The following is an 11,957-nucleotide window of genomic DNA, read 5'->3' as shown; positions in this document are numbered from 1 at the left end:
AAAAAGCGCCTGTTTTAGGCGCTTTTTGTAAGATGAACTTAAAAATATTTATGCAAATATTTCATAAAACTGCAAAGAAAATGCCGATAAAAATCATCACCCCAACCCAGCGGTTATGCAGAAAGGTTTTGAAACACCATTGCGGCTTTTGATTTTCGTCCATATATCCCAATCATCATCTCCACTGCCGCACGCCTTTAAAAATAAGGCTAAAGAACACACAACCGCCAACGAACTCCGTTTAAGCATTTGATTTATTTTCATTTCCTTTTTTTGTTATTCGCCGTAATCTCATCACGAAATTTAAATTATTAAGCATAAAAAAGCGCCTGTTTTAGGCGCTTTTTGTAAGATGAACTTAAAAATATTTATGCAAATATTTCATAAAACTGCAAAGAAAATGCCGATAAAAATCATCACCCCAACCCAGCGGTTATGCAGAAAGGTCTTGAAGCACCATTGCGGATCGCGGCTTTTGGTTTTCGTCCATTGATAAACAAAATCAGCGGCTACGGCCAGCAATGCCATTAAGCCAAAAGGAATCAGCGCCTGCTTTAGATACAGCGCCGATCCAATCAATACCATGCTGATGACCTGCAATACCGAAATAATTTCAATATCGTATTTACCGAATAAAATCGCTGTCGATTTTACACCTATCTTGAGATCATATTCACGATCGGTAATGGCATATTGCGTGTCATAGGCGACAGTCCAGGCCAAATTGCCGAAATACAGCAGCCAGCAGGTCACATCCAGCGGATGGCCGACTGCGGTATACGCCATAGGAATAGACCACGAAAACGCTGCGCCCAAAAACACCTGCGGCAAATGGGTATAGCGCTTCATAAAGGGATAGATAAAGGCCAAAAACAGCGCGCCGAAAGAACAGTAAAACGTTTCGATCGGCAAAAAGAACAGCATGCAGGCGCTGGCCGCCACCAAAAACAGAAAGACATAAACCGCTTCTTTGGCAGAAATAATCCCTGTAGCCAGCGGACGGGTTTTGGTGCGCTCCACATGCGCGTCCACTTTACGGTCAGCAAAATCATTAATGGCGCATCCGGCAGCGCGCATAAAAATCGTGCCGAGAATCATGGGAATCAATATCGATAGACTTGGCGTGCCTGCATTGGCCAGCCAAAGCGCCCACATCGTCGGCCAAAACACCAATTCTGTGCCGATCGGCTTATCAAACCGGCAAAGATAATAATATGCTTCTAAACGTTCACGCCAAGTAATTTGATGCGCAGCTGTCATGACTGTCCTTAACCCGCTGAGTGTTGCTTTTGCAAATACTGTTCAAAACTTTCTAAAAAGGTTTCCTGCACAATGAATTTGCAGCCGTGCCAAGTATAACAGCTCTGCCGTGTCCAGCCATCGTCAAGCCGAATGACACGGCGCTCACATGCTGGATTTGTCCGCTGAAACAAAAAGAAGCCGATCGGTTTGGCGCCGATATGCTGAAAAATCCGTGCCCGCTTGTGCAGGCTGAGAATCGGAAATATGCTTTTTGCTTTGACCCAAGGCTCAGCTTCGCTGCCATATAAGTAGCTTTCCCGCACCCACGAGGTATGCTGAAACGGCATGCCCATCCACTTTGCATCAATAAAGCTCATTCGCTGAAAATGCTCTTTAGTCGGTTCGACTTGAAATTGACCGCCTGCTAAATCGGTCAGCTGCTGTGTTAAAGAGCCTGAAGCATACAGCCATTTTTTTAATTCTTCTGGAATGGTTTTTGCTTGACTGTGTGTGCTCTGCATGTCCCTCGCCTTATAAACTCAGCAATGATGTTGATGATCAGGTGTTAGGATTATACACATGGCCAATTAACTTTGACGGGCCAATTTGCATCAAGCCCATCATCAGATTCAATTTTTTGGAATTATTTTGTTTATTTAAAAGTGGCTTAATTCAACCAAAGGCTGAAAGTTGCACATAATATAAAGCCATATCCACAAGCATCATACAATTGAATAGTTAAGCATTATCCGTTTTTGCAATCACTTCAAATTTGCCTTGCGGTGTTTTGATCAGTACCAAACCTTCCGCACTGATATAAAAGCTTTGAGGATAATCAAAGTCCAAAGCCAATTCTGGATTTTTCAATGTAACAAATTCAGCCTGCTTATACCCCTCTACAGTACGCCCCACCTCAACATAAGTCACTTCAGAGAAGTTTAATTTAAATCCTTTGTTATGATCTTGGGGATCAATCCAAGGGAAAAAACCTGTGTGCTTTTTTCGCTGCGCCATCTTAATTTACTGACCTAGAAAATATGAGCTCAATCATACAAAAAAACCCGCACAAGGCGGGTTTTTTTACAGTGTAATGCTGTTCAGAATTACAAGCTGTAGTACATATCAAATTCAACTGGGTGAGTCGTTGTATTCAAACGGCGAACTTCTTCAGTTTTCACTTCGATGTATGCATCAAGCATATCTTTAGTGAATACACCGCCTTTAAGCAGGTAATCATGATCCGCTTCAAGCGCTTCAAGCGCCATTTCTAGGCTATGAGCAACTGTTGGGATTTTTGCTTCTTCTTCCGGAGGAAGATCATACAAGTTCTTGTCAGCCGCTTCACCTGGGTGAATTTTGTTTTGAATGCCGTCAAGACCTGCCATCAATAATGCCGCGAAACCTAGGTACGGGTTCATCATTGGATCAGGGAAACGCGCTTCGATACGTTTGCCTTTAGGGCTAGAAACGTAAGGAATACGGATAGAAGCCGAACGGTTACGTGCTGAATAAGCCAGCATGATCGGTGCTTCGTAGTGTGGCACTAAACGTTTGTACGAGTTGGTAGACGGGTTGGTAATCGCATTCAATGAACGAGCGTGCTTGATCACACCGCCAATGAAGTACAATGCCATTTCTGACAGGCCTGCATATTCGTCACCAGCAAACAAGTTCTTGCCGTCTTTAGAGATCGACATGTGAACGTGCATGCCTGAACCGTTATCGCCAACCATTGGTTTAGGCATGAAAGTCGCAGTTTTAGCGTATTGGTGAGCAACGTTCCAAACCGCATATTTGAACTGCTGCACTTCGTCAGCTTTACGAACCATGGTATTGAAGCTTACACCGATTTCAAGCTGGCAAGATGCCACTTCGTGATGATGAACTTCTACACGGCCTGGGCCCATGATGTCTTCAATTTTTGCACACATTTCTGCACGCATGTCTTGTGAAGAATCCACTGGCGGAACTGGGAAGTAGCCGCCTTTAACGCGTGGACGGTGGCCAGAGTTGCCGGCTTCGTAGTCTTTGCCTGTAGACCAAGCAGCTTCTTCAGCGATCAATGTATGGCGCGCGCCAGACATGTCGATGTCCCATTTCACTTCGTCAAATACGAAGAATTCTGGTTCTGGGCCGAAGAATGCAGTATCACCGATACCTGTAGATTTCAAATATTCTTCTGCGCGGCGAGCGATAGAGCGTGGGTCACGATCATAGCCTTGGCCAGTTGATGGCTCAATTACGTCACAAGTGACAACAACTGTTGCTTCAGCGAAGAACGGATCAAGGAAACAAGTCTCTGCATCTGGACGTAAAATCATGTCAGATGCTTCGATGCCTTTCCAGCCAGCAATTGACGAACCGTCAAACATTTTGCCGTCTTCAAATGTATCTTCGTCGATTGTATCAGCAGGATAAGTTACGTGCTGTTCTTTACCCTTGGTGTCAGTAAAGCGAAAATCGACCCATTTTGCGCCACTTTCTTGGATGAGTTGAAGGACCTTGTTCGCCATGCTCAATTTGCTCCGATGTTTTTTTGCTGCACTCGCTAAGTGCGTGTTAGTAGTTGGCTGTTATTAAGCAATTACCGTACCAACTTTTAAAAGCAAAGCTAAAATATTGAATTCCTTATCAGAATAGAAGATTTAAGCTTTTTGCTTTGCGCCTATTATACTGTGCCTCAATGTAAATGCACCATATTCAAACACTGTCTTTTAAATTTGTTCAAAAAGTGTCATAAGATGATCCAATTTGGTGCAATTATTTTACATCAAACCATTTGCACCAACATTTTTCAGCAATTTCCACGGCAGCACCGGCATCAATTGCGTGAAAATACTTCAACTCATATTTTTTGCTTAAAGCTCAAGCGTTAAGAGCGCTGAACTGAATTTCTCCATCCTATGGAAAAGCATGTTTCATCCCCGTTTTGCCTGGTTTTTACATGCAGGGAAATTCAATTTATGCCGTTGATTTTTTCAGGCAAAAAAAGCCTGATTAAAATTCAATCTTTCATGCAGAAAATGCACCATTTGAGTGAATATTGTGTTTTGAATGCCTATTTTTTAGCTGATTCAAAAATGCCGTTTTCCGTTTTTTGATTTTTCCCTACGTTATGCGATGGAAACGCAATCACTGCAACGTTATCCATAGGCCGCACACTATGCAGATCCAGAATACTGAATGGATTCTGCATCTCTCGAAAAATACAGTCCCCTTAGTCCTAGATTGATAAGCCGCAAATAGCCCATTCAGGAATGCGCTCAGCCACGCGGCTATCATGATCTTTCTTACTCTGCGCTCGCCACCCCAGCTATGTATCTTATATAAAAAGCAGTTCACGGCCTCAAAGCAAAATCAATTATCACTAAAACCTAATAGCCATATCGGCAGAATCCAAAAGGCTTCGCGCCTGTTGCGAGAAATAGTTCAGCAGAAAATGTTTATTTTTTGCTATGATGACCTGCGCTCCATTTTTCAGATTTATTTCTGTTTATATTACGGATAAATAATGCGTTTTAGACGCAGGAAAACTGCGAGCCGATCCGGACTAAATAAGCACAGTTAAGTGCACAAATTTCAATAGGTTATTAAACTCATGCTTCTGATGATTGATAATTACGACAGCTTTACTTATAACATCGTTCAATATTTTGGCGAGTTAAATCAAGAAGTTAAAGTCGTTCGCAATGATGCCGTCACTCTGGAAGATATTGAGCGATGGCAACCGAAGTATTTGGTCATTGGCCCTGGCCCCTGTTCACCAAGCGAAGCTGGCATTTCTATTCCAGCGATTCAGCATTTTGCAGGCAAAATTCCATTGCTCGGTGTGTGCTTAGGCCACCAAGCAATTGGACAGGCTTTTGGCGGTAATATCATCCGCGCCCAAAAAGTCATGCATGGCCGCCTGTCAGACATGCATCACAGTGACAAGGGCATTTTCAGCAACCTTCCATCGCCTTTTTCAGCAACGCGCTATCACTCTTTGGTGATTGATCAGGCGACGCTGCCGGAATGCCTGGAAATCACCTGCTGGACCAATGAAGAAGATGGCACGATTGAAGAAATCATGGGCGTGAAGCATAAGACCTTGCCGGTTGAAGGCGTGCAGTTTCACCCTGAATCGATCTTGAGCCAGCACGGCCATCAGATTTTCAAAAACTTCTTAGAAATTTATGCCTAACATAGGTGCAATCAAAGTATGAATATTCAGCAAGCTTTAAATAACATTACAAAAAATATCGAACTCACTCAGCCGCAAATGGAAGAAGTGATGCGCACCATCATGAATGGTGAAGCCTCAGACGCGCAAATTGGCGCCTTGATGATGGGCCTGCGCTTAAAAGGCGAAAGTATTGACGAAATTACCGCTGCGGCGCGCGTCATGCGTGAACTGGCGATTAAAATTGATGTCAGCGATCTGCCGCATTTGGTAGATATTGTCGGAACTGGCGGTGACGGCCAAAACCTGTTTAACGTATCGACTGCATCAGCTTTTGTGATTGCTGCGGCGGGCGCAACCATTGCCAAACACGGCGGGCGCGGCGTGTCGTCTAAATCCGGCTCGTCAGACCTGCTGGAACAGGCTGGCATTAACCTCGATTTGAACATGGAACAAACTGAACGCTGCATCCGCGATTTGGGTGTCGGCTTCTTATTTGCGCCGAATCATCACAAAGCCATGAAATATGCCGCTGGCCCGCGTAAAGAACTGGGTTTCCGTAGCATTTTCAACCTGCTTGGCCCGCTTACGAATCCGGCCGGCGTGAAACGTTTTGTGATTGGCGTATTTTCCACTGAACTGTGCCGTCCAATGGCTGAAGTGCTGAAGCAGCTCGGCGCTGAACATGTGATGGTGGTGCATTCTAAAGACGGTTTAGATGAAATCAGCCTAGCCTCTTCAACCTATGTTGCTGAACTTAAAAATGGCGAAATTACCGAATGGGAAATTCAGCCTGAAGCGGTCGATATCGAATCTCAAACCTTAACAGGCCTGTCTGTAGACAGTTCTGCTGAGAGCTTGGCGCTGATTAAAAATGCCTTGGGCAAGAAGAAATCGCCTATTGGTGAAAAAGCGGCCAGCATGATTGCGCTGAACGCAGGCGCTGGCATTTATGTGTCTGGCCTGACCACCTCTTATAAGCAAGGCGTAGCGCTGGCGCATGACATTATCTATGGCGGCCAAGCTTTAGAAAAAATGGATGTGCTGTCCGAGTTCACCAAAACCTTAAAACAATACGAAGCTTAACCGGTCAAGGAATAAAATCATGGTTGATATCGCAAATACCATCTTGGGTAAAATCGTTGACCGCAAGCAGAAAGAGTTCGCCGCGCGTTTAAAACAGCGCAGCTATAAAGATGTCGAAGCACTGGCGCAGGCGGCAACACCTGTGCGCGGGTTTGCGCAGTCTTTGCAAAGCAAGCGTCCGGGCGTGATTGCTGAAATCAAGAAAGCATCGCCATCAAAAGGGATTATCCGCGAAAACTTTAATCCGGCGGAAATTGCGCAGCAGTATCAAGATGCTGGCGCGGCATGTTTATCTGTTTTAACCGATGTGGATTTTTTCCAAGGCGCCGATGAAAACATTCAAATTGCACGCACGCATTGTGACTTGCCGGCCCTGCGCAAAGACTTTTTGATTGATCCATACGGCGTGATCGAAGCGCGCGCTTTGCATGCCGACTGCATTCTGCTGATTGTGGCCTGTTTGTCAGATCAGCAATTGGAAGAGATGTCGACAACTGCATTTGAGCATAATTTAGATGTCTTGGTTGAAGTGCATGACGAAGAAGAGCTGGAACGCGCTTTGCGCCTGTCTGAACGCTGCATCTTGGGCGTGAACAACCGCAATTTAAAAACCTTTGATGTTGATTTAAATACATCTTTACGTTTGAAAAAATTGCTTGAGCCTTCTCGCCTACTTGTAACTGAAAGTGGCATTGCCACACCTGCCGATGTCGCGATGATGCAAGAACATGACATTCATGCTTTCTTGGTTGGTGAAAGTTTTATGAAGCAGCCACGTCCTGATCAGGCCTTTCAAGAATTGTTTGGCGTGCCAGCTTCTGTGTAATTGATTTATCTCATTTTAAGTTTAGGGAAATACGTTTCCCTGAACTTATCCCACTTAGTGCAATATGGTCAAAAAATTTCATATCCTGCCGAAAGATCAATCACCATTAAAAATGCGTTTGATGAAGAACTACACTATTCAATTAGAAAATGATTTCCATGAATATGCTTGGGAAATTGAAGCAAAAGGATGGCTGCAGGTCGATGTTGAAATTAATCAACATATGTATACCTTTAATTTTTATGACCCTGCACGGCTTAATCAAAACATACAAGATGATTTAAATTCTTGTCAGTATTTCTGTGATATAAATTTGGTTGTCATCCCTAGTGTAACTTTGAAACATATTCAATATTTTCTAGAAAATATAATTGATACACCAAGCTTAAGTTTATATTTTAAAAATCAATGAATTAAAAAAATCAATGCTGAGCTAGAAGCCTGAATATTAGAAATGCGCACTGCTAAAAACCTTGGTGTTTGACGTTTGCAAACAAAGTTGATAAGACTGTACGGCGTCTCGTTGTCCTTAGCGACTATTCATAAAATCCTATCCACCCATCAAATGAACGGATTCAACACGCCAATATAAGATAGATTTAGAGATCGCTCATTTAAACGATCTCTATGAATCACACAAAATATTAAATTACAATCATGATATTTAGCGATTACCAACCAAAGCCAACACCGACACCACCTGAGCTTTCTTTTTCAGTAAACGCCCCACCAATGCTCAATGAGGTATTTTCATTAATAAGGCGTTGATAGCCCACTGAAACTGCTTGCTCTTGCCCCTGAAAACCAGCACCTACACCAATACGGTTCCGTCCTTTGACACTGGCTGCACTGCTTGACATATTCATCATGGCCGCAGTCATTGCACCTTGACGGTTAAAGCGTTCATCCACTTTCTGGAAACGTTGTTCTGTTTCCATTCTATAGTCTTGGAATGCACTGTTGAGCGCATTGACTCGGTCATTGGTATAAGTGTTGGCTGAACTTTCTACTGCCTTCAATTGTTTATAATTCACGGCATCGGTATCTTCCGTTGCATCGGCAACATGGATGATTTGGCGCTCTTTGCCTTTTGCCCCGACTGATACAGTATTGTCACGGTCTGATGCAGAATCATTCCCCAGAACAACAGCATTTTTGGCTTTGGTATCGACATTATTGCCCAGTACAAAGGTGTTATCGCCTGTGATTTTATTGTCATTACCTACAGCATAACTGCCATTTCCAGCCACAATATTTGGATCGCCAAAGGCACCAGAACCATTACCTGAAACCTGATTACCAACTCCCACAGCAGTTGAGCGATTGCCTGTCACAACTGTATTTGCGCCAATCGCAACAGAGTTTTCACCTGTTGCAGAAGCCGCTTGGGTATTAGCCACGCCATTCACCTGAACAAACTGGTTATTCGCTGTAAGCTGATTTTGTACATCTGCAATTTTGCTATCGGTATAGCTATTTGCACTAGAAATAGCAGATGCAGTTTTCTGGTCGGTATAATCTTTCGCACCACTTAAAGAAGATGCCGCTTTCTGATCTGCATAGCTTTTTGCATCATTAAGCGCAGATGCAGTTTGCTGGTCTGTATAGGCTTTACCATCAGCCGCCTTTTGGTCTGTATAGCTTTTTGCATCATTTAGAGCTGATGTAGTTTGCTTATCGGTATAAGCTTTTGCATTATTCAATGCTGCTGTTGTTTGCTGATCTGCATAATTTTTTGCATCATTCAAATTAGATGCAGCTTGCTGGTCTGTAGATGTTTTTAAATCTGATACAGAGGTTTTAATTGACCCTAGTTGCTGGTCCACTGCAATAAATGCATCACTCACTGTAGTTTTAGCTTGCTCCTGAATGGTATAAGTCGGTGCAGTAAATACTCCATTATTCCATGCAGCACTGCCACCTAAAGCACTGGCTAAAGCAGCATTACCTGTATTTACACGGGTATTTAAAGTCGCCACTTCACTCGTAACTCGTCCATCTAATGTCGTGACATTGCTATTGGTCTCATGCAACTGCTTACCTGTCACCGCATCGGTTGAATTTGCATCTAAAGTCGCATCTTTTAGACCTGTAAGTTTCGTACCTTTAAAAGTCACCGTATCTTTAGCCGCAGAATCATACACAACTGCATTGGCTGAAATGCCGCCCAAACCGCTTTGTAAGGCTGCAATATCCTGAGTGTTGGTCGTTACTCGTCCATCAATTCCTGAAATTGTGGTGTTCAACATTCCAACTTCATTGATAATACGGGTATTAATGGTAGTAGCTGTATTGGTAATTGCTGTATTTAAATTACCAACTTCAGTTGTGACTCGACTACCCAAAGTATCAATTGCCGTAGTATTTTGTCCGATCTTGGTGTCTAAAGCTGTAACTTCATTACCAATTTTGGTGTTCAACACTCCAACCTCTGTTGTCACTCGATCACCCAATGCTGTGATATTGGTATTGGTTGCATGCAACTGCTTACCTGTCACCGCATCGGTTGAATTTGCATCTAAAGTCGCATCTTTTAGGTTGGTAATTTTCGTACCAGTTGTACCTTTCAAGGTGATCAAGTCTTTGGTCGTTGCGTCATCATAAATAACCGCACTTGCACCTAAATTTCCTGTATTGGTTTTTAATAGTGCAATGTCTGTTTCAGCTACATCAACTCGTCCGTCTAATGCAGTAATTGCATTTTTATTGGTCGTGATTTTGGTATCTAAATTGCCAACTTCTGCACCCAGTTTAGTATCCAGCTTACCAACTTCTACATCTGTATAGCCTTTCGCATCGGTTAGTGTATTGGATAAACCTGTCGTTAATGCTGTTTGATCTGCTTTTGTTTTTAGCTGACCCAAATTCACTGCATCGTTATCGGCTGTACCATTTTGTAAATTGGTAATTTTTGTACCACTCATACCCGCAAGGGTTAAGATTTCTTTATTTGAACCTGTTTTGTATAAAACTGTATCCGCATTGCCTGTAAAACCAGTTAATGCTTGATCTACATAACGTTTATTGGCTACATCGGTGGCACGGATTGGGTCTGCAACATTGGTAATCCGTTTTTCTGCACCTGCACGTCCAACCGAAACTGTATTTTCTTCATTAGCAAAAGAGTCATAACCAATAGCGGTGGCACCTTTTGCAGTTGCAACACTCCCTACACCAAACACACTGCTTTTATCTACTATAGCAAGGTTGCCTCCAGAGTACAGTGCATTTTAAAGTCCTGTACTTTCTGTACATCACTGATCGTTACACCATTTGCAATAAATGAAGTAATGCCATTAATATTTGTTGTGTTGCCTGTGGTCTTCACTTCAATACCAGCGACGGTAATTTTTCCAGCAGTATCTTTGAATAAGGTATATGAAAACCACTCGCTGAACCCACCGCACTGCTCCAATCACCCGATGCGGTATTGCTAGAACCCACCGCACTGCTATCAATACCCGATGCGGCATTACCCACCCCGCAAGCAGTTGCGTTTGTTCCTGTGGCAGTCGATAATGCAGAACCTATACCTGTAATTGTACAAACAACCCCTGCCCAAACATGACTCCCCGAAATCGTGGCAATACTCAGCACCAAGCTTTTGAGTACAAGCGGTATATAGGCAAAAACGAGGTTTTTGCCTTGTTCATCATGATGAACATCGCATAGGCTATTTTGTTGTGTGTCTGTAGTGTTGTCAGTTTTGCCTGCACTTTTGGCATGTTCCGAAACCACCACCATACGCCCCAGTGATTTATTCCAGATTTTTTTTAAAGATGTGATTCACAGGTATATACCTTATTTTTTTTGAGTATTGGTATAATTACAACTCACTACATTAGGGCTTGCATATCACTAATAATTGGTATTTTAACGAATAGTAATAACTCTTTAGAGAAAAAACAGCATCGGGTCGATGCTTTTAATATATTGATGATTATCTTAATGATAAGATTTTAAATCGTATTGATTTCTGTTTACGCTAATATATAAAACAATCATTTCATACTGAGGTTCTACTTTAAAATGCCCAAGACATTCACCCCAATGTGGCATATTTCTGCTCATCAGCAATATGGGTTCGGGCTGGACAGGATCAGAAAATGCGGCGGCTTTCAATATTTATTTTGTACCGACTATGCATGGGCTTTCCTGCGTTAAATCAATTTCTTTGCCATCACAAATATTGCTATAAAAGACTTTATTAAAACCAAACCACCTATTCAGAACCATCCTCCCTCACGGTTTTATCGTGGTAGATATAACTGATAACCCACAACGGCATAATCCAAGTTTGCCAACATAAAGTGATTATCTTCATCGGGGTGTTTTTGAGCTCGTACACAAATAGCCAAATATTACTTAACCCGAATCCTGCTTAAGCCAATGATTCCATAATTTGAATTGTTAGTTTATTTTGATGATTAAGTTGATATGCACATAACGATGCGTAAATCCCACTCAGAAATCCATGAATACTACGAGCTTTACTCGTCACTAAATTGTATTGTCCTTTCAATAAGCTGAATAACGTCTCTATCTTATTTCGTTGTCTTAAGTGATATTCATCTGATGCAGATAGTTGGATGGATTGCATGTTTTTTCGATGGTAAGTAATCAAATCAATACCTTGATCTT

General features: G+C 42.5%; 11 protein-coding genes. 4 read left to right on the top strand and 7 right to left on the bottom strand.

Features of this window, described 5'->3' with window-relative positions; translation table 11 throughout:
* Positions 1–381 precede the first annotated feature (381 nt).
* From ubiA to glnA, 4 genes are all read right to left on the bottom strand, one after another.
* Positions 382–1,260, bottom strand: coding sequence for a 4-hydroxybenzoate octaprenyltransferase (ubiA, locus tag ACE3T3_RS15550; protein WP_374668521.1), 879 nt, complete (start codon positions 1,258–1,260; stop codon positions 382–384).
* Between the two features lie 8 nt (positions 1,261–1,268).
* Positions 1,269–1,763 carry a chorismate lyase gene (locus ACE3T3_RS15545; RefSeq protein ID WP_374668519.1) on the bottom strand — a complete coding sequence of 165 codons (495 nt, stop codon included), beginning with the start codon at positions 1,761–1,763 and terminating at the stop codon, positions 1,269–1,271.
* A 217-nt stretch (positions 1,764–1,980) separates the two neighbouring features.
* Positions 1,981–2,256, bottom strand: a complete 276-nt coding sequence (locus ACE3T3_RS15540) for a hypothetical protein (RefSeq protein WP_374668518.1) — start codon at positions 2,254–2,256, stop codon at positions 1,981–1,983.
* An 89-nt stretch (positions 2,257–2,345) separates the two neighbouring features.
* Entirely contained in the window at positions 2,346–3,755 is a 1,410-nt protein-coding gene (gene glnA, locus ACE3T3_RS15535) for a type I glutamate--ammonia ligase (RefSeq protein ID WP_374668516.1), read from the bottom strand.
* Between the two features lie 1,085 nt (positions 3,756–4,840).
* Between glnA and ACE3T3_RS15530 the strand changes: the two genes are divergently transcribed.
* The 4 genes from ACE3T3_RS15530 to ACE3T3_RS15515 all read left to right on the top strand — a co-directional run bounded on the left by ACE3T3_RS15530 (position 4,841) and on the right by ACE3T3_RS15515 (position 7,728).
* A complete protein-coding gene (locus ACE3T3_RS15530; RefSeq protein WP_374668514.1) occupies positions 4,841–5,425 on the top strand; it encodes an aminodeoxychorismate/anthranilate synthase component II in 585 nt (194 codons plus the stop codon).
* Positions 5,426–5,443: 18 nt separating this feature from the next.
* Complete coding sequence (trpD, locus tag ACE3T3_RS15525; protein WP_374668512.1) at positions 5,444–6,490, top strand: anthranilate phosphoribosyltransferase; 1,047 nt, start codon at positions 5,444–5,446, stop codon at positions 6,488–6,490.
* Positions 6,491–6,509: 19 nt separating this feature from the next.
* Complete coding sequence (gene trpC / locus ACE3T3_RS15520; protein WP_374668510.1) at positions 6,510–7,316, top strand: indole-3-glycerol phosphate synthase TrpC; 807 nt, start codon at positions 6,510–6,512, stop codon at positions 7,314–7,316.
* Positions 7,317–7,380: 64 nt separating this feature from the next.
* Entirely contained in the window at positions 7,381–7,728 is a 348-nt protein-coding gene (locus ACE3T3_RS15515) for a hypothetical protein (protein WP_374668508.1), read from the top strand.
* Positions 7,729–7,987: 259 nt separating this feature from the next.
* On the opposite strand, the gene ACE3T3_RS15510 is transcribed toward ACE3T3_RS15515, so the two are convergent.
* The 3 genes from ACE3T3_RS15510 to ACE3T3_RS15500 all read right to left on the bottom strand — a co-directional run.
* Positions 7,988–10,498 (bottom strand): YadA family autotransporter adhesin, encoded by a 2,511-nt coding sequence (locus ACE3T3_RS15510; RefSeq protein WP_374668506.1) that lies wholly within the window; start codon positions 10,496–10,498, stop codon positions 7,988–7,990.
* A gap of 142 nt (positions 10,499–10,640) precedes the next feature.
* Entirely contained in the window at positions 10,641–11,084 is a 444-nt protein-coding gene (locus ACE3T3_RS15505) for an ESPR-type extended signal peptide-containing protein (protein WP_374668523.1), read from the bottom strand.
* Positions 11,085–11,697: 613 nt separating this feature from the next.
* A partial coding sequence (locus tag ACE3T3_RS15500) for a transposase (RefSeq protein WP_374668504.1) occupies positions 11,698–11,957 on the bottom strand: 260 nt, incomplete at its 5' end.

Origin of the sequence: Acinetobacter sp. (assembly GCF_041919735.1) — a bacterium.
Lineage (GTDB): Bacteria > Pseudomonadota > Gammaproteobacteria > Pseudomonadales > Moraxellaceae > Acinetobacter.
The sequence above is the reverse complement of the archived record's forward strand: the minus strand, read 5'-3'. Positions and strand labels throughout refer to the sequence as shown.

Excerpts from the sequence above, each read along its gene's own strand:
- trpD (WP_374668512.1), top strand. The coding sequence starts at position 5,444 with ATGAATATTCAGCAAGCTTTAAATAACATTACAAAAAATATCGAACTC.
- trpC (WP_374668510.1), top strand. The coding sequence starts at position 6,510 with ATGGTTGATATCGCAAATACCATCTTGGGTAAAATCGTTGACCGCAAG.
- ACE3T3_RS15515 (WP_374668508.1), top strand. The coding sequence starts at position 7,381 with ATGGTCAAAAAATTTCATATCCTGCCGAAAGATCAATCACCATTAAAA.
- ubiA (WP_374668521.1), bottom strand. The coding sequence starts at position 1,260 with ATGACAGCTGCGCATCAAATTACTTGGCGTGAACGTTTAGAAGCATAT.
- ACE3T3_RS15530 (WP_374668514.1), top strand. The coding sequence starts at position 4,841 with ATGCTTCTGATGATTGATAATTACGACAGCTTTACTTATAACATCGTT.
- ACE3T3_RS15540 (WP_374668518.1), bottom strand. The coding sequence starts at position 2,256 with ATGGCGCAGCGAAAAAAGCACACAGGTTTTTTCCCTTGGATTGATCCC.
- ACE3T3_RS15545 (WP_374668519.1), bottom strand. The coding sequence starts at position 1,763 with ATGCAGAGCACACACAGTCAAGCAAAAACCATTCCAGAAGAATTAAAA.
- glnA (WP_374668516.1), bottom strand. The coding sequence starts at position 3,755 with ATGGCGAACAAGGTCCTTCAACTCATCCAAGAAAGTGGCGCAAAATGG.